The sequence below is a fragment of the Nonomuraea sp. NPDC049655 genome (assembly GCF_044465465.1).
Classification (GTDB): domain Bacteria; phylum Actinomycetota; class Actinomycetes; order Streptosporangiales; family Streptosporangiaceae; genus Nonomuraea.
This window is the reverse complement of sequence record NZ_JBITLS010000027.1, coordinates 17,522-34,599: the sequence shown is the minus strand read 5'-3', so window position 1 is coordinate 34,599 and position 17,078 is coordinate 17,522. Positions and strand designations below refer to the sequence as shown.

The following is a 17,078-nucleotide window of genomic DNA, read 5'->3' as shown; positions in this document are numbered from 1 at the left end:
CCGATCCGGCCGATCTCTACCGTGCCGATGCCGGACCCGCAGCCTTGGGCGACATGCGAATCCGCACCTGGGGCCAGTGGCAAAATATGGAAATGCACCGGCCCCTGCACACGCTGCCCAAAGCCCATCTCCACCTGCACTTCACCGGCTCCATGCGGCACTCGACGCTGATCGAGCTGGCCAGGGAGCAGGGGCTGCACCTGCCCGACGCGCTGGAGCAGGACTGGCCGCCGCGGCTGCGGGCCACCGACGAGCGCGGCTGGTTCAGGTTCCAGCGGCTGTACGACATCGCCAGGTCCGTGCTGAGCCGTCCCGAGCACGTCTACCGGCTGCTGCGCGAGACGGCCGAGGACGAGGCGGCGGCCGGTTCCCGGTGGCTGGAGATCCAGGTGGACCCGTCCGGGTTCGCCGCGCGGTTCGGCGGGCTCACGGCCACGCTGGAGCTGATGCTCGACGCGGCGCGGCAGGCCGCCGAGCACGCCGGGGTGCACATGCCGGTGATCGTGGCGGCCAACAGGACCAGGCATCCGCTCGACGCGAACACCCTGGCCAGGCTCGCCACCCAGTACGCCGACCGGGGCGTGGTGGGCTTCGGCCTGTCCAACGACGAGCGGCGCGGCGCGGCGCGCGACTTCGAGCGGGCCTTCCGCATCGCCAAGCGCGGCGGGCTGCTGGCCGTGCCGCACGGCGGCGAGCTGCTCGGGCCGCGCAGCGTGAGCCAGTGCATCGACGACCTGGGCGCCGACCGGGTCGGGCACGGCGTGCGGGCGGCCGAGGACCCGTGGCTGATGCAGCGGCTGGCCGACCGGCAGATCTGCTGCGAGGTGTGCCCGACGTCCAATGTGGGGCTGGGGGTGGCCGAGCGGGCGGCGGACGTGCCGCTGCGGCGGCTGTTCGACGCCGGGGTGCCGATCGCGCTGAGCGCCGACGACCCGCTGCTGTTCGGCACCCGGCTGCTGCGCCAGTACGAGCTGGCCAGGGAGGTCTACGAGTTCTCCGACGCCGAGATCGCCGAGCTGGCCCGGCAGTCGATCCGGTCCTCGACCGCGCCGGAGGCGGTGCGCAAGGAGCTGCTCAAGGGCGTGGACGACTGGCTGACCGGCTCACCGGAGTGACCCGGCGATGCGCACCGCCCGTTCCCTGGTGCCCGCGCCCTCCAGGCGGTAGGTGAGCGCGTCCCGCTGCCAGACGAGGGTGGGGGCGGCCTGGCGCAGGGGGATCTCGGTGCCGTCCTGGCGGCGGATGTAGCCGAGCGGGTGCGCGCCGGGGATCCACCAGGCCGTGGTCCCGGCCATCTCGACGTAGTCGGGCCAGGGCGGGCCGAGCTTCTTGAAGAAGAACGGGTCCACGCCGCCCTGGAACTGGTCGAGCCGGACGCCGTCCGGCCAGAACATCGACACCAGCCGGCCCTGGTCGGCGACGGTGGCGCGGGCGGGGGGCCCGAGCTCGGCCGGGGTTCTGACCTGGAACCTCACCAGGCCGGGCAGGTCGTCCGGGGCCACCGGGTGCTCGCCGGGGAGGTTCGCGGTGGTCCGTACCGGGGTGGGTGGGGTGTCGCCGAGCTGCAGTTCGACGCCGGCCAGGCGGAGGACCAGGGCCACGGCGGCGCGGCCCTGGGGGGTGGCGGCCGTGACGGCGACGACGGCCAGCACGACGGCCGCCACGATCCGCCACCGCGCCCGCCGAGTCCGCCGCCCGCGCTTCTCAGGCTGGAGCTCCAGGCGGGCCCGGACGGCGGCGGCGACGTCGTCCGGCGGCGGGGACGGGGTGTCGAGGAGGGGGCCGAGGGCGGTCAGTTCGGCTTCCAGGTCGTCGAAGGGGTCATGCGAGTTCACCGCCCACCTCCTCCCTCAGCCGGGCCAGCCCCCGATGGGTGCTGGACTTGACGGTACCGACCGGCCAGCCGAGCACCTGGGCCGTCTCGGCCTCCGACAGTTGCAGGAAGTACCGGCACACGACCGCCTGGCGTTCCCGCTCGGGCAGGCCGCGCACGGCCGCCAGCAGCCGGGCCCGCCGGTCGGTGGCGACGGCCGCGCCCGCCGGGTCGTCGGGGGCCACCGGACCTGCCGGGTCGGCGGCGGTGAGCCGTACGGCGAGGTCGGAGCGGCGCCCGCGGGCCCGGGTCAGGTTGTGCGTCTCGTTGGCCACGATCCGCAGCAACCAGGGACGGAAGGGCGCGTCCCGCCGGAACTTGGGCAGATGGCGGAAAGCCTTGACGAACGCCTCCTGCACGACGTCCTCGGCCTCGTCGCCCGCGCCGAGCATGGCGGCGGTGCGATGGGCGAGCGCGCTGTACCTGGCGACCAGGACCTCGTAGGCCCCCAGGTCACCGTCGAGCGAGCGGGCGATCGCCTCGTCGTCGTCCATGGCGTGTCAGATTCCATCGCATCCGCCCGCGCCCGGGGAAGGGTGTTTCACGCATCAGGTCATCCTCAGGGGCATTAGACTCGTGCAATCCGTCTGCCCCTCAAAGGAACGGGACTATGTCTTCTGGGTATGACCGTGTAGTGCAACCGGCGGCCGGTGACGAGGCCCTGGAGAACCACCTGGGTGGGGACGAGGCCAAGAACTATCGGCAGTACGAGTTCGACATGGTCGCCCCGCACGTCGGCCGTTCGATGCTGGAGATCGGCTCCGGGCTGGGCCACTTCGCCGAGCAGTTCCTGCCGCGGCTCGACCGCCTGGTCGTCAGCGACTTCGACCCCTACTGCGTCGAGCAGCTGGAGAAGCGCTTCGAGGGCCGCGACGACATCGACGTCCTGCAGTTCGGCCTGCCGACCGAGATCCCGCTGAAGGACAAGGTCGACACCGTCGTCATGATGAACGTGCTGGAGCACATCGAGGACGACGCCGAGGCGCTGCGCTCGCTGGCCCGCGTCACGCTGCCCGGCGGCCGGATCATCATCTGGGTGCCCGGCTACATGCAGCTTTACGGAGACTTCGACCGCAAGGTCGGGCACGTCCAGCGCTACACGCCGAAGACCCTGCGCGCCACGGTGGCCAAGGCGGGGCTCGACATCGACGTGCTCAAGCCGATCAACTTCCTGGGCGGCATCGCCTGGTGGGCGGCGGTCCGGCGGGGCGGCGTGGGCTACCCCGACCCGCGGCTGGTCAAGATCTACGACCGCACGGTGGTCCCGGCCACGCGGCTGATCGAGCGGTTCATCACCCCGCCGTTCGGCCAGACGGTGTTCTGCGTGGCCCGCGTCCCGCAGAAGTAGCCCGCGGAAGTGGGCCCGGCCGCCACCCGGTGGGTTGGTGGCGGCCGGACGTCTTCTACTTGATCGAGCCGGCGGTCAGTCCGCCGACGACCTTCCGCTCGATCAGCGCGAACAGGATGATCACCGGGATGGTGGCGATCACCGAGCCCGCGAAGAGGTTCTGCCAGTCCACCTGGTACTGGCCGATGAACGAGTTCAGCGCGACCGTGAGCGGCTGGTTGGCCGGGGTCGTGGTCAGGGTCAGGGCGACCACGAACTCGTTCCACGCCGCGATGAACGTGAAGATCAGCGCGGTGATCACGCCCGGCATGGCCAGCGGCAGCGTGATCCGGAACAGCGCGCCGAAGCGGCCGTTGCCGTCGATGAAGGCGGCCTCCTCCAGCTCACGCGGGATCGAGGCGAAGTAGGCGTTCAGGATCCACACCGCGAACGCCAGGTTGAACCCGCCGTTGACCAGGATCAGCGACCAGATCGAGTCCACCAGGCCGAACTGGTAGAACTCGCGGTAGATGCCGACGAGCATGGCCGTGGGCTGGAACATCTGGGTGATCAGCACCAGGATCAGGAACGCCGTGCGCCCCCGGAACTTGTGCCGGGCCGAGTAGTACGCGGCCGGCAGCGCCACGAGCAGCACCAGGATCGTCGAGCCGCCGGCGACCTTGAGCGTCACCCACAGGTTCCCGGCCAGGCCGCTGGTCCAGAAGTTGGCGAGGTTCGACCACACCCACTCGTCGGGCCAGAACGTCACCTCGCGCAGCGAGTCCTGCGACCGCAGCGAGGTCAGCAGCATGACGAGGTACGGGAACAGGAAGACGAACGCGACGAGGTAGGCCGCGGCCGCCACGATCACGGTCTTGAGTCTGGGCATGCGGCGCTGCGCCCGTCCGCGGTGGCCGGGCTGGTGGCGTGTGCCGGCCTTGGACATGGTCTGCACGGCCATCACGCCACCTCCTTGTTCCAGCGCGACACCTTGAGGAAGATCATGGTCAGCACGATGACCATGCCGAAGTTCACCACAGACATCGCGGCCGACTCGCCGATGTTCGAGCCCTTGAGGATGAACATGAGGATGGTCGAGGTGGCCGTCGAGTAGCCCGGCTGGCCGTGGGTCATCGCCCAGATGATCGGGAAGCTGTTGAAGACGTTCATCACGTTGATCAGGGCGGCGACGGTGAGCGCGGGGCGCAGCAGCGGCAGCGTGATCGACCAGTACGTCCTGAGCTTGGTGGCGCCGTCCATCTTGGCCGCCTCGTAGACGTCGGCGGGGATGGTCGCGAGCCCGGCCAGCAGCGCGTACGTCGTGAACGGCACCGAGACGAAGACCGCCACGAACACCAGCCACGGCATCGCGCTGGAGGCGTCGCCGAGCTGGTCGGCGGAGGCGCCGCCCATCGCGTCGATGAGCCCCAGCTTGACCCTGATCTGGTTGATCACGCCGACCTCGGGGTCGAGCATCCATTTGAAGATGATCGCCGTCATCAGCACCGAGGCCGCCCAGGGCGCGATGAGCGCCCAGCGGGCGATCTTGCGGCCGGGGAAGCGCTGGTTGAACAGCTGGGCCAGGGCGAGCGAGATCAGCACGGTGAGCGCGACGACCGCGACCACCCAGATCACGCTGCGGATCATGATGTCGGCGAAGTCCTTCTCGCCGAACAGCTTCGTGTAGTTGTCCGGGAAGTTGTTGCCCTGGACCACTCCGAACCGGCTGATCTTGAGGAACGACGACCGGATCATCTCGATCACGGGCCAGAGGACGACCAGCGCGATCAGCACCACGGCCGGCCCGATCCAGGCCAGGGGTTCGAGGGCGCGCAACCTTCTCATGAGGAACCTTCCATGACGGTGGAGCCGGCGCGGGGACGCGACCCGCGCGCCGGCTCCACAGACACCCGCTGGATCAGCTGGCTTCGGCGGTCTTCTGCAGCTCGCCGAGGACCTTGGCCGGGTCGTCCTTGACGGCGCCGCCGATGGTCTGCTTGATCGCCGGGTTCACCTCGGCCCACTTCGGGTCCTGGAACGGGTAGAAGCTGGCGTTGGGCAGCGCGTCGAGGAACGGCTTGAGCTTCTCGTCACCCGACAGCTTCTGGATGCCGCCGTTGGTGACGGGCAGCAGCTTGTAGGTGTCGGAGATCTTCTGCGCCGCGTTGCCGGTGTAGAAGAAGTCGAAGAACTTCTTGATCTCGGCGGCGTGGCCGTTCTTGTTGAACGCCATGATCCAGTCCATGACGCCGAGGGTGGTGTCGAGCGGGCCGGACTTGCCGGGGATCGCCGTGACGCCGTAGTTCTTCAGGCCGGCCGCGTCGAAGATCGGGATGGACATGGGCCCGCCGTTGACCATGCCGACCTTGCCGGCGCCGAAGTCCTCCCAGACCGTCTTGCGGTCCTTGGTGCCCGGGTTCGGGGTGGTGAGGCCGGCGTCGACCAGGCCCTTCATGTAGGTGAAGGTCTCGACGTTCTGCGGGGAGTTGATGGCCCACTTGCCGGAGGCGTCCTTGTAGCCGCCGCCGTTGCCCAGCATCCACAGGAACGACTCGCCCTGAGCCTCTTCCTGGCCCAGCGGGAGGCCGAACGGCTGGCTCACGCCGGCCTTCTTCAGCTTCTCGGCGGCGGCCTTGAGCTCGTCCCAGGTCTTGGGCGGCTCGGCGATGCCGGCCTTGGTGAACAGGTCCTTGTTGTAGAACAGCGCGCGGGCGGAGGAGACGAACGGGATGCCGTAGCCGGTGCCGTCCACCTTGCCGAAGTCGGCGAACTTCTGCAGCATGTCGCCGGAGACGTTCGGGGACAGGACCTCGTCGACCTTGTAGAGCAGGCCGTCCTTGACGAAGCCGGAGTAGTCGCCGGTCTGCAGGATGTCGGGCACCTGGCCGTTCTGGACCATGGTGGCGACCTGCTTGTCGATGTCGTTCCAGTTGATGACCTGGACGTCGACCTTGATGTTGGGGTTGGCCGCCTGGAACTCGTCCACGACGCCCTTCCAGAACGTCTCGCCCGAGTTCGGCTTGCCCGGGCCGTCGCCGTAGTCGGCGGCGACCATCTTGAGGGTGACCTGGCCGCCGCCCGAGGCCTGGGTGTCGTTCCCGCCGCCACCCGAACCGCCGTCGGAGCCGCAGCTGGACAGGACCAGCATCGTGGCAAGGCCGAGAGCGGCGCCGCCCACAAGCTTCATGTTCACTGGTGATACCGCCTTCTCGTCGGACGGGTCGCTGGTCCGTACCAGCCACCTGACCCCGTCCAAAGGGATGAGGGGTGCGAGAGCCACAGCTCAACGCGTTTGCGCCAGAGTAAGCCCGTGTTCAGCAGCCGGTCTATACCGGCTGGTATCGGTTTGAAAACACTCAGGGCAGAAAAAGCTCACAACCGGTCTAGACCGGGCGTCACAGGATCTTTCTCCGCACGTTCTCGCCGCCGTCCGGCGTCCCGATCCACGGGCCCTCGATGGACGGGTCGAGGATGCCCTCCTCCAGGAACTCGTAGCGGCCGTCGAGCACGTACCGGGCCAGGCGCGCGTCCTGCTCGTCGCTGTTGTCCCAGAGCTCGTCGAACAGCGTGCGGACGCGGCGCCGGGCCTGGCGGCAGAAGGTGTCGGCCACCTCGTACGGCCTGCGCCCGAGGTCGTCGGCGTCCTCCTCGGCCTTCACGCAGACGGCCGTCATGGCGAACAGCTCGGCCCCGATGTCGACGATCCGCCCGAGGAAGGACTGCTTGTGCTCCAGCCTCCCCTGCCACCGGGACATGCCGTAGAAGGTGGACCGGGCCAGCTTCCTGCTGGTCCGCTCCACGAACCGCAGGTGCTGGGCCAGCGGGCCGAAGGCGGTGTAGCCCGTGGGCAGGCTGCCCGAGCCGGCCACCAGGGTCGGCAGCCACCCGGCGTAGAAGCGGCTCGCCCGGCCGAGCGCGCGGGCACGTTCCTGAGGGGACGCCTCGGGGTTGATCAGCTCGCCGGCCGCGGTCAGGTGCGCGTCCACGGCCTCGCGTGTGATCATCAGGCGCATGATCTCGGAGGAGCCCTCGAAGATGCGGTTGATGCGGGAGTCGCGCAGCATCTGCTCGGCGGGCACGCCGCGCTCGCCGCGGGCGGCCAGCGACTCGGCGGTCTCGTAGCCGCGGCCGCCCCTGATCTGGACCAGTTCGTCCAGCGCCCGGTACGACAGCTCGGTGGCGTACAGCTTGGCGAGGGCGGCCTCGATCCTGATGTCGTTGCGCCGGTCGTCGGCCAGGCGGGCGGTGAGCTCGCTGACGGCCTCCAGCGCGTACGCGGTGGCCGCGATGAAGGCGATCTTGGTCGCCACGGCCTCGTGCCGGCCCACCTTGCGCCCCCACTGCTCGCGGGCGTTGCCCCACTCACGGGCGATCTTCACGGCCCACTTGACGCTGCCCGCGCAGGTCGCCGGGAGGGACAGGCGGCCGGTGTTGAGGGTGGTGAGCGCGATCCGCAGCCCTTGGCCCTCCTTCCCGATCAGGTTCTTGGCCGGCACCCTGACCTGGGAGAACTCGGTGACGCCGTTCTCGATGCCGCGCAGGCCCATGAAGCTGTTGCGACGCCTGACCGTGATGCCCGGACTGTTCCCCTCGACCACGAACGCGCTGATCTTCTCGCCGGTCCTGGCCATGACCACCAGCAGGTCGGCGACGACGCCGTTGGTCGTCCAGAGCTTGACGCCGTTCAGCACGTAGTCGTCGCCGTCGCGCACGGCGGTCGTGGACAGGCGGGCGGGGTCGGAGCCCACGTCCGGCTCGGTGAGCAGGAAGGCGGAGATCTCGCCGGCCGCGCACCGGGGCAGGTACTCCCGCTTCTGCTCCTCGGTGCCGAACTGCTTGAGCGGCTGCGGCACGCCGATCGACTGGTGCGCCGACAGCAGCGTGGCCAGGGCGGGGCAGTAGGAGCCGACCAGCGTGAGGGTGCGGCAGTAGTACAGGTAGGGCAGGCCGAGGCCGCCGTACTCGGTGCCGATCGTGATGCCGAACGCCCCGAGGGCGGCCAGGCCCTTGACCACCTCGTCCGGCACCTGCGCGGTGCGCTCGATGAGGGCCGGGTCGACCTGGGTCTCCAGGAAGCGCCGCACCGCCCGGACGAACTCCTCGCCCCGCTCGGCGGCCTCGGCCGGCAGCCCGGGCGCCGGATGCACCAGGTCCAGCCGGAGATCGCCGAGGAACAGCTGCTTGGCGAAGCTGGGGAGCCTCCATTCCCGCTCCCTGGCCTGCTCGCCGACCTGCCTGCTCTCCGCGTACGTGGTCTGCTCAGTCATGGCACCCTCCCGACGGTGCGCCGTCATGTGCTGGGAGTACTGCCCGCCTGAGGGCTTTAAGCACTCCCAGCGCGACGACGGCCAGCACGGCCGGCACCGCCAGGAAGGCTCCGCAGCACGCCAGCGCGACCGCCGACATGCCGGTCGCCACGACGGCGGTGACCCGCAGCCGTCCGGCGGGCAGCACCCGCACCGCCGCCGCCACGCCCGCCGCCGTGACGGCCGCCAGGCACGCCGAGGTGGCCCGCATCAGCAGGTCCAGGTCCACCGCCCACACCACGACCGGCACCGTCAGCACGGCCAGCGCCCCGAGGCTCCGGTACGGCGCCCGTCCCCCGGCGAGCCAGGCGGGCATGGCCCCGTCCCTGGCCAGCGCCACCCCCAGCCGCACCGCCCCCGCCAGGTACGCGTTGACCGCCCCGAACGTCAGCAGCACCGCCAGCACGCCGGTCACCGGCCGCGCCACTCCCCCCCGAGGCCGACCTCCAGCAGCGCGCTCAGCGGCACGCCCGGCATGTCCGCGCCGAGCACACCGACCGAGGTGACGCTGACGCCCAGGTACAGCACGCCGACCACGACGAGAGTGACCACGGTGGCCCTGGTCAGGCCGCGCCTCCCGCGCCTCCCTACGGCGAACTCGGCCGACAGGTGGCTGGCCGCCTCCCAGCCCACGAAGGCGAACATGAGCACCCCGGCCGCGCCGGCCACCCCGGCGAGCCCGTACGGGGCGAAGGGGGTCCACGCCCAGGCACGCCTCGACGTACCGGCCGCCCACCAGCGCGCCCGCCACGGTCCCGACCGGCACGGCCCCGTAGAACCACCAGCCGACGACGGCGGCGGCCCGCGGCCCGAAGGCCAGGCCCGCGAAGCTCGCCACCCCGCACCCGCCGGGATGCCGGACGCCGAGCGCCGCGAACGTCAGCGCCACCGGCACGCTCAGCGCGAGCAGCCCCGCCCAGGCCAGCACGGAGGCCGGCCCCGCCGCCGCGGCGGCGAGCTGCGGCAGCACCAGCATCCCCGGCCCCAGCACCGCGCCCACCAGCAACGCCGCGCCCTGCCCCGCACCCATCCGGCCCTGTTCAGTCATGCCCGCGAAAGTAGCCCGATCGTTCGGCCCCAACCCGGATCCACCGAACGTTCGATCGGAGAAAGGAGCAGAATCGCGTCATGGACGAACTTGATTCGGCGATCATCCGCCTGCTCCAAACGGATGCGCGGCAGTCCAACCGGGAGCTGGCCCGCCGGCTCGGCATCGCCCCCTCGACCTGCCTGGAACGAGTCAGGGCGCTCACCCGGCGCGGCGTGATCCGCGGCTACCATGCCGACATCGACCCCGCCGCGCTCAACCGGAGCACGCAGGCGATGGTCTCGGTCCAGGTCCGCCCGCTGAGCCGGGCCGTGATCAACGCCTTCAAGCAGTCGGCCGCCGAGCTGCCCGAGGTGCTGAGCGTGTTCGTGCTGGCCGGCGGCGACGACTTCCTGCTGCACGTCGCGGTCCAGGACCTCGACCACCTCCACTCCTTCCTGCTCGACCGGCTCAGCAAGCGCAAGGAGATCGTCGGCTTCCGCACCTCGGTGATCTTCCAGCAGGTGCACGACGCGGTGCCGGAACGGCTGCCGTCCGCCTCGGAGACCTGACTTTCGTCGGGGGTGCCACTAGACCGTCGGCAGATTCGGCGGTGGGGGCGTTCTCCGTACGTTTGCCTGCATGAGCTTGAAGATCGCCCTCGCCGGGCTGGCCGCGGCCCTTACCCTCACCCCCGCCGCGGCCCCGGCCCTCGCCTCGGCCCCCGCCGAGCCGACCCCCGCCGCCGTGGACGCCTACCTGCGCGAGGCGCTGGAGGCCACCGGCGTGCCGGGTCTGTCCGTCGTGGTGACCCGCGGCGACAAGATCGTGCACGCCGCCGGCTACGGCGAGGACTCCGATGGGCGTCCGGTCACCGCGGCCACGCCGATGCGGGTGGCCTCGGTGAGCAAGTCGTTCACCGCGATGGCCGTGATGACCCTGGTGGAGCAGGGGAAGATCGCGCTGGACGAGCCGGTGGCCGGGCAGCTGCCCGGTTTCCGGATGGCCGACCCGCGCCACACCAGGATCACCGTGCGCCAGTTGCTGAACCAGACCTCCGGGCTGTCCGACAGCTCGCTGGACATCGGCGACCTGGAGTCCGCGAGCTCGCTGGCCGACTACACCGCCCGCCTGGCCGAGGGCCGCCTGGCCGCCGACCCGGGCAGCCGGTACGCCTACTGCAACGTCAACTACGACCTGGCCGCCCGCCTGGTCGAGACCGCGAGCGGCCGCCCGTTCGACGCCTACATGAAGGACCGCGTCTTCGGCCCGCTCGGCATGACCGGCAGCGCCGTGAGCGCCCAGGCCGTCCGGCCGGCGGACGGATTCGTCTCGGTCTACGGCATGTGGCTGCCCCGGCCGGAGGCGTCCGGGTTCCTCGACGGCAGCGGCTCGGGCGCGGTCATCACCACCGCCGCGGACATGGGCAAGTGGCTGATCGCCCAGAACGACGCCGGCCGCCCGCTGGTCGAGAAGCAGAGCCTGGAGACCATGCACAAGCCCGGCGTGCACGGCTACGGCATGGGCTGGAGCCTGGAGGAGGAGTCCGGCCTGCTCGTGCACTCCGGCAACCTGTTCACCTACAACGCCGTCGAGGCCGTCTCGCCGAAGACCGGCTACGGCTTCGCCGTCATGACCAACGGTGCCTCGCTCTACGACCCGACCTACGACATCATGCGGGGCCTGGCCGCTATGAGCGAGGGCCGCGCGCCGGCGGCCCTGGGCGGCGACCGGCAGCTCTACGACCTGGTGCTGGGGCTGCTCGCCGTCGTGGCGGCCGGCCTCGGGGTCATGGGCGTGCTGCGGGCGCGGCGGTGGGCGTCCCGGCGGTCGGGGCGGCCGTGGTGGCGGATCGCCCTGCGGCTGGTGCCGGTGCTGCTACCGGTCCTGCTGTTCGCGTTCTACCCGAACTGGGTCTCCGTGCTGCTCAACGGGCGGTACGTGACCTGGGAGCAGCTCACCTACTTCCCGGCGTCGTTGTCGGTCACCCTGCTCGCCGCGGCTCTGGCCGGGCTCTCGACCGCCGTCGCCCGAATTTGTGTACTGTGTAAGCTTACCGAGTAAGCAAATTCGAGGAGTACCCGATGATCGCGGTCGCCGTCACCGTCCCGCTCGTGTGGCTCGCCTGGCTCGTCCTCACCGACTGGGTGCCCATGTTCCCGCTCAACGACCTCAACGGCGCGAACGTCAGAGGCCGGGCCCTGGCCGCCGCGATCAACTACCCGTTCCCGCTGCTCATCGCGGCCGGCATCGCGCTGCACCGCACGTGGTCGCTCATCGCCGCGACCGTCCTGTGCGTCCTGGTCGTGGCCGGGCACGTGCGGAGCTGGTGGCTGCCCTACTTCGGCCCGGCCACGGCCGAGCAGCGCGAGCTCTACCGGCGCGAGTACAGCCGCACCTGGAAGGTCCTGCCCACCGCGGGCCACGACGTGGTCATCGACGTCCAGCACATGGTGGTGGGCGTGCTGTCCCTGCTCATGCTGGCGGCCACGATCGTCGTTACGCTGACCGCATGACTCAGGCACCCAGGCGGGCGGGGCGTCCGGCCGTGCTCACCGTCGAGCGCATCGTCGCCGCGGCCGTCGGCATCCTCGACGCCGAGGGCCCCGACGCGCTGACCATGCGCCGCCTGGGCGCCGACCTCGGAGTGGCCGCCATGTCGCTCTACCGCCACGTCCCCAACCGGGACGCGCTCGTGTCCCTGGTCGTCGACCGGCTGTTCACCGCGGCCATGGCCGGTTACACGCCGGTCCCCGACTGGCCGCGGGCGCTGACCGGGTTCGCCGTGGCCTACCGCCGCTTCCTGCTCGCCCACCCGCGCGCCGTCCCGCTGCTGGCCACCCACCCGGTGGACGTACGGCTCGGCACCGAGCTGATCTCCGGCCTGCTGGCCCGCTTCGAGGCGGCGGGCGTGCCGTCCGGCGACACCGTCAACGCGGTGCAGTCGGTGGCCGTCTACGTGCTCGGCCACGCCCTGGCCCAGGTCGGCTCGACCGCCGAGACCCACGACCCCGACGCGCTGCGCTTCTACGACCAGTGGTTCGACGCGGGCCTGCGGGCCATGGTGTCGGGCTTCGAGCAGCAGCTCGCGGCGCCGCGTTAATTCGGTTGCCCGGCGTCACGGACAGGCCGTAGCTTGTCGGACATGCGCCTTTACCTGTGACAGCAGCCACCTCAGTCCATCGTCCGACAGACGCGGCCACGCTGTGCTCGTCGACGCCCGGCCCTCACCGAGCCGCGTCCTGAGTTCGCGTAAAGGAGCTTCGCATGCGAGTTCGCTCAGCCAAGAAGAAGACCGCCACGCCCGTGCCGCCCCGGCAACTGCCCAAGATGCCGCAGCGCCCGGTCGTGCCGCCCCGGCGGATCATCCCGCCCAAGGGCCGCTAGACAACTACCGGGATGGTAGTCAGCGAGCGCCGCCTCCCCTCTTACGCCCGGGAGGCGGCGCTCACCCTTTTCCGGTCCGGTTCTGCTAGAGCCGCTCGATGATGGTGACGTTGGCCTGGCCGCCGCCCTCGCACATCGTCTGCAGGCCGTAGCGGCCGCCCGTGCGCTCCAGCTCGTGCAGCAGCTTGGTCATCAGGATCGCTCCCGTGCCGCCCAGCGGGTGGCCGAGCGCGATGGCGCCGCCGTTGGGGTTGACCTTGGCCGGGTCGGCGTCCAGCTCCTTGATCCAGGCCAGCGGCACCGGGGCGAACGCCTCGTTGATCTCCACGACGTCGATCTCGTCGATCGACATGCCCGCCTTCCGCAGCGCCCGCTGCGTGGCCGGGATCGGCGCGGTCAGCATGTAGACCGGGTCGTCGCCCATGAGCGCGAGCTGGTGGATGCGGGCCCGCGGGGTCAGGTTGTGCTCGCGCACGGCCTGCTCGGAGGCGATCAGCACGGCGCCGGAGCCGTCGGAGATCTGCGAGGAGGTGGCCGCGGTGATCTGGCCGCCCTCCTTGAGGGTCTTGAGCCCGGCCATCTTCTCCAGCGTCGTGTCGGGCCGCGGGCCCTCGTCGTCCTCGACGCCGTTGACGGGGGCGATCTGGTCCTTGAAGTAGCCGTTCGCGACGGCCTTGGCGGCCCGCTGGTGGGACTCGTAGGCGAACTGCTCCAGCACGTCGCGCTGGAGGCCCCACTTCTCGCACATCAGCTCGGCGCCGCGGAACTGCGAGATCTCCTGCTTGCCGTAGCGCTCGACCCACTTGTCGCCGAACGGGAACGGCATGCCCTTCTCCAGCGCGGCGGTGATCGACGCGCCCATCGGGACGATGCTCATCGACTCCACGCCCGCGGCCACCACCAGGTCCTGGGTGCCCGACAGGACGCCCTGGGCGGCGAAGTGGATCGACTGCTGGGACGACCCGCACTGCCGGTCGATCGTGACGCCGGCCGTCGTCTCGGGCAGACCCGCCGACAGCCAGGCGTTTCGCGCGATGTCCATGCTCTGGGGGCCGAACTGCATGACGCACCCCATGATGACGTCCTCGACCGCCGCCGGATCGACGCCGGTGCGGTCGATGAGCGCCTTCAGCGTGTGGGCGGCCAGGTCGGTGGGATGGACGGTGGAAAGCCCGCCCTTCTTCTTGCCGACCGGGGTACGGACCGCTCCGACGATGTACGCCTCTGCCACAGTGCCTCCTGGAAACCGAGCATTATTCGGTTATTGAGGAGAGACTACAACAGAACGACGTTCTGTGGCTCGTCACTCCGGGGCCAGAAGGTCCTCCGCGGCGTCGATCCTGAACCGCCACCGGTCCACCACCAGGCCGTTCAGCGATTCTGCCAGCTCCAGCGCCAGGCTTCCGAGCTTGACGGGCTCCTCGCCGCGCAGCTCGATCGCGGTCAGCTCGGTGGCGAACGGCAGCAGCTCCCGCACCGCCGGCGGCTGCCCCTTCTGCGGCACCAGCGCGGCCCGGATGTCGCCCGACGTGTAGGTGAACTCGTCCTCACCCTGCTCCAGCAGCGGCGCCAGCTCGTCGGCGGACGGGCGTACCGGCAGGATGACGGCGGGCCCGCCCTCCTCGCCGTCGGCCGGATCGCTCACCTCGCCCCGGCACACCGCGAGCCCCTTGAGCCGGAAGGCCAGCCCCTCGGCCAGGTAGCGGTCGAAGAAGTCGAACGGCAGCGGCCCCTCGGCGGTGACCCGGCAGGCCCACGCCTTCTCCAGCACCCCGCCGGTCAGCTCGGCGTCGGCCTCGACCGGCGCGCACACCCGCACGTCGGCCGCCACGATGTCGTCGCCCTCGCGCCGGGCGTCCGGGTCGGCCAGCTGGACGATCCGCAGCAACTCGGCGGGGTCCGGTCTGGCGGGCAGGGCCGCCGTCGGGCCAGTACGCAGTTTCCGCTTCGCCAGCCAGCCCATGCCCGCCTCCGCCAATCAGCTTCGATAGGAGCTCGTCATCGTCGCGTAGACGATGATGTTGTCGTTGTAGTGACCGATGGTGCGATCGTAGGCACCACCACAGGTGATGAGGTGGAGCTGGGCGTTCTCCCGGCTCCCGTAGACGCGCTCGGTCGGGAACGTCTTCTTGCTCGCCTGCTCCACGCCGCCGACCGTGAACACGGCGGTCGTCTTGTCCTGGCGCTTGACCTCGATGGTGTCGCCGTGCTTGAGCTCGCCGAGGCGGCTGAACACGGCGCTGCGCGTCCGGGTGTCCTTGTGCCCGAGCAGCACCGCCGGGCCCTCCTGGCCCGGCGTGGACATGTTCCGGTACCACCCGACCAGGTTGGGATTGTCGGACGGCGGCACCTCGATCGTCCCGTCCTTGGCCAGCCCCACCGACTTGATCGGCGCGTTGACGCCGAGCCGCTTGATCACGATCCGGATCGGCGTCGAGGGCAGCATCGGCGGCGCCGGCGTGATCTCCGGCAGCGGCGGCGGCTGGTCCGGCGGGGCCTGGAACAACGCCTGCTGTGGCTGCCCGGACGCCTGCGTCTGCACGGCCACGGGCAGGGCGTCCCTGTCCATGCCGTACTCCTCGGGCGACTGCAGCACCATCAGCATGCCCGCCACGACCGTGACGACCCCGGCGATGGCCGCGCCGATCAGCACGGTCCTGAGCGCGGTGCTCCCCCGGTCCCGCGGTGGCGGGCCGCCGTACGGATACTGCCCGGCCACGCCGCTCAGCCCCTGCCGGCGGTACGCCGGCGCAGCACCAGCCCACCGGCCGCCGCGGCCGCGATCAGAACGGCTCCGGTCAGCACGAACAGCCGCCCGTCAGGCCCCGCCATACCCCCGGCCCCGGTGTCGGCCCCCGCCTTGGGCGTCTTGGACTTGTCGGGCGGGGTCACGGTCACGGTCGCGGTGCTGGTCTTGGTCGGCTTGGGGGTGGGGGTCGGCGTGGGCGTGGGAGTGGGGGTCGGCGTGGGCGTCGGGGTCGTCCCCGTGCCGGCCCCGACGCTGAAGGTGAAGGGGGTGAGACCCGCCGTAGGGGCAAGGCACTTGATGGCGCTGCCGGTGGTCTGAGTGGCGGAGGTGCCCAGGACCAGGTCGCCAGGCGTAAGCGACACAGTACCCGTGGTGGTGGGCTTGACCTTAACAGAAGGAGCGGTAAGGCTCGTGATCTCCTGACCGGCCACCACATTGTTCAAGACCGCCTCCGCAGTGGGAACTGTCGAGACCCCCGCTCCGCTCGCCTTCACCGTGAGGAAGTATTTGGCACCCGTCGCCGGAAAGCCAGTGGGAGCCATCAACGGGTCACCCGTGGTGTCAACGGTGGTGGTCCAGGCGATGGTGACTTCTTCGTTGGCCTTGGCGTTGGTAGGCATGACAGGCGAGAACTTGAACTTGACGTCCACCGCCGCCGGGTAGGAGGGATCGTTTTGCGAAGTGTCCACCAAGTCGCACCTGTAGGTGACAACCCCGCCTGTGCCACCACCCGTGCCTGCCTTGACCTCGATCGAAAGACTGGCGCTGGGAGTAGCAGACTTGTAGGTGCACTCCGTGATACTCGCCTGCCCACCGGTTGGCGTGACAGTCAGCTTCAGGCCCTTGGTCCCTACAGCCCCCGGCGAGATCGTCACAGGGCCGCCGGTACTCGGCGCGGTGACCGTGGCCGTCATCGTCGCCGGTGAGGGGGTGTAGCTGGTTCCCGCGGTGATCACCGAGCCGGTGTGCACCTTCTGCAGTGCCGTGGGAGTGCCCCCGCCTCCGACGGTGAGGTTGCCCTCGATCGCGACCTGAGTGCTCAGCGCCAGCTGGGATGTCGCGGTGAATGTCGGCAGGGTCCACTTGATGTCGACTGTCTTGCCTGGCTCCACGGTCTCGGGAGCCGAGATCGTCACCTTCACGTCAGTGGCAGAAAAGGCACCACCGGCCAGACAGGTGTAGGTGACTTCCATCGTCTTGTCCACCGAAGCCTGGGCCGGCGAGGACAGACCGACCAGCGAGCCGGAGAAGGCGGCGAGTGTGCCCATCAATCCCAAGGCGGAGGTCTTGTGGGCGAGGCGGCGCCACGCCTGGGACGTAAGCACGGGTCCATCTCCGTTTCAGCGCAGTGTCAACAGTCGTGCCAGAATTCCAGCCGATGGTCACGGTTCGGTTGAGATCCTACGAAC

Annotated in this window: 18 protein-coding genes; 6 read left to right on the top strand and 12 right to left on the bottom strand. The window is 70.3% G+C overall.

Annotated elements, in window-relative coordinates:
- Positions 1–92: 92 nt before the first annotated feature.
- Positions 93–1,115 carry an adenosine deaminase gene (locus ACIBQ6_RS49680; protein WP_397219496.1) on the top strand — a complete coding sequence of 341 codons (1,023 nt, stop codon included), beginning with the start codon at positions 93–95 and terminating at the stop codon, positions 1,113–1,115.
- On the opposite strand, the gene ACIBQ6_RS49675 is transcribed toward ACIBQ6_RS49680, so the two are convergent.
- Together ACIBQ6_RS49675 and ACIBQ6_RS49670 are read right to left on the bottom strand one after the other, a co-directional pair.
- A complete protein-coding gene (locus ACIBQ6_RS49675) occupies positions 1,104–1,835 on the bottom strand; it encodes a hypothetical protein (protein ID WP_397219495.1) in 732 nt (243 codons plus the stop codon). The two genes, ACIBQ6_RS49680 and ACIBQ6_RS49675, sit on opposite strands and share 12 nt — an antisense overlap.
- Positions 1,822–2,367, bottom strand: a complete 546-nt coding sequence (locus ACIBQ6_RS49670; RefSeq protein WP_358289149.1) for an RNA polymerase sigma factor — start codon at positions 2,365–2,367, stop codon at positions 1,822–1,824. Before ACIBQ6_RS49670 ends, ACIBQ6_RS49675 begins: the two co-directional genes overlap by 14 nt.
- 116 nt (positions 2,368–2,483) lie before the next feature.
- On the opposite strand from ACIBQ6_RS49670, the gene ACIBQ6_RS49665 reads away from it, so the two are divergent.
- A complete protein-coding gene (locus ACIBQ6_RS49665) occupies positions 2,484–3,221 on the top strand; it encodes a methyltransferase domain-containing protein (RefSeq protein ID WP_352355331.1) in 738 nt (245 codons plus the stop codon).
- Positions 3,222–3,276: 55 nt separating this feature from the next.
- On the opposite strand, the gene ACIBQ6_RS49660 is transcribed toward ACIBQ6_RS49665, so the two are convergent.
- From ACIBQ6_RS49660 to ACIBQ6_RS49635, 6 genes are all read right to left on the bottom strand, one after another.
- Positions 3,277–4,161, bottom strand: coding sequence for a carbohydrate ABC transporter permease (locus tag ACIBQ6_RS49660; RefSeq protein WP_358289153.1), 885 nt, complete (start codon positions 4,159–4,161; stop codon positions 3,277–3,279).
- A complete protein-coding gene (locus ACIBQ6_RS49655; protein ID WP_397219494.1) occupies positions 4,161–5,045 on the bottom strand; it encodes a carbohydrate ABC transporter permease in 885 nt (294 codons plus the stop codon). The genes ACIBQ6_RS49660 and ACIBQ6_RS49655 overlap by 1 nt, the downstream gene beginning before the upstream one ends.
- 73 nt (positions 5,046–5,118) lie before the next feature.
- Positions 5,119–6,387 carry an extracellular solute-binding protein gene (locus tag ACIBQ6_RS49650; RefSeq protein WP_358289159.1) on the bottom strand — a complete coding sequence of 423 codons (1,269 nt, stop codon included), beginning with the start codon at positions 6,385–6,387 and terminating at the stop codon, positions 5,119–5,121.
- Positions 6,388–6,595: 208 nt separating this feature from the next.
- Positions 6,596–8,467, bottom strand: a complete 1,872-nt coding sequence (locus ACIBQ6_RS49645; protein WP_397219493.1) for an acyl-CoA dehydrogenase family protein — start codon at positions 8,465–8,467, stop codon at positions 6,596–6,598.
- Positions 8,460–8,921, bottom strand: a complete 462-nt coding sequence (locus ACIBQ6_RS49640; RefSeq protein ID WP_397219492.1) for a hypothetical protein — start codon at positions 8,919–8,921, stop codon at positions 8,460–8,462. The genes ACIBQ6_RS49645 and ACIBQ6_RS49640 overlap by 8 nt, the downstream gene beginning before the upstream one ends.
- The gene (locus ACIBQ6_RS49635) at positions 8,918–9,361 is read right to left on the bottom strand and encodes an amino acid permease (RefSeq protein WP_397219510.1); all 444 of its coding nucleotides are present in this window, start codon (positions 9,359–9,361) and stop codon (positions 8,918–8,920) included. The genes ACIBQ6_RS49640 and ACIBQ6_RS49635 overlap by 4 nt, the downstream gene beginning before the upstream one ends.
- Positions 9,362–9,634: 273 nt before the next feature.
- Between ACIBQ6_RS49635 and ACIBQ6_RS49630 the strand changes: the two genes are divergently transcribed.
- The 4 genes from ACIBQ6_RS49630 to ACIBQ6_RS49615 all read left to right on the top strand — a co-directional run bounded on the left by ACIBQ6_RS49630 (position 9,635) and on the right by ACIBQ6_RS49615 (position 12,636).
- Complete coding sequence (locus tag ACIBQ6_RS49630; RefSeq protein ID WP_358289167.1) at positions 9,635–10,105, top strand: Lrp/AsnC family transcriptional regulator; 471 nt, start codon at positions 9,635–9,637, stop codon at positions 10,103–10,105.
- Positions 10,106–10,175: 70 nt separating this feature from the next.
- Positions 10,176–11,597 carry a serine hydrolase domain-containing protein gene (locus tag ACIBQ6_RS49625; RefSeq protein WP_397219491.1) on the top strand — a complete coding sequence of 474 codons (1,422 nt, stop codon included), beginning with the start codon at positions 10,176–10,178 and terminating at the stop codon, positions 11,595–11,597.
- 20 nt (positions 11,598–11,617) lie between these two features.
- A complete protein-coding gene (locus tag ACIBQ6_RS49620; protein WP_387679223.1) occupies positions 11,618–12,049 on the top strand; it encodes a hypothetical protein in 432 nt (143 codons plus the stop codon).
- A complete protein-coding gene (locus tag ACIBQ6_RS49615) occupies positions 12,046–12,636 on the top strand; it encodes a TetR/AcrR family transcriptional regulator (protein WP_397219490.1) in 591 nt (196 codons plus the stop codon). Before ACIBQ6_RS49620 ends, ACIBQ6_RS49615 begins: the two co-directional genes overlap by 4 nt.
- Before the next feature lie 369 nt (positions 12,637–13,005).
- Here the strand turns inward: ACIBQ6_RS49615 and ACIBQ6_RS49610 are convergent, their stop codons facing one another.
- From ACIBQ6_RS49610 to ACIBQ6_RS49595, 4 genes are all read right to left on the bottom strand, one after another.
- Positions 13,006–14,151, bottom strand: a complete 1,146-nt coding sequence (locus ACIBQ6_RS49610) for an acetyl-CoA C-acetyltransferase (protein ID WP_352355351.1) — start codon at positions 14,149–14,151, stop codon at positions 13,006–13,008.
- A gap of 72 nt (positions 14,152–14,223) precedes the next feature.
- Positions 14,224–14,883 carry a hypothetical protein gene (locus tag ACIBQ6_RS49605; protein WP_397219489.1) on the bottom strand — a complete coding sequence of 220 codons (660 nt, stop codon included), beginning with the start codon at positions 14,881–14,883 and terminating at the stop codon, positions 14,224–14,226.
- Positions 14,884–14,898: 15 nt separating this feature from the next.
- Positions 14,899–15,639, bottom strand: a complete 741-nt coding sequence (locus tag ACIBQ6_RS49600; protein WP_358289183.1) for a class F sortase — start codon at positions 15,637–15,639, stop codon at positions 14,899–14,901.
- Positions 15,640–15,644: 5 nt separating this feature from the next.
- Positions 15,645–16,994: a hypothetical protein gene (locus ACIBQ6_RS49595; protein ID WP_397219488.1), complete on the bottom strand. Its 1,350-nt coding sequence runs from the start codon at positions 16,992–16,994 to the stop codon at positions 15,645–15,647.
- Positions 16,995–17,078: the final 84 nt, after the last annotated feature.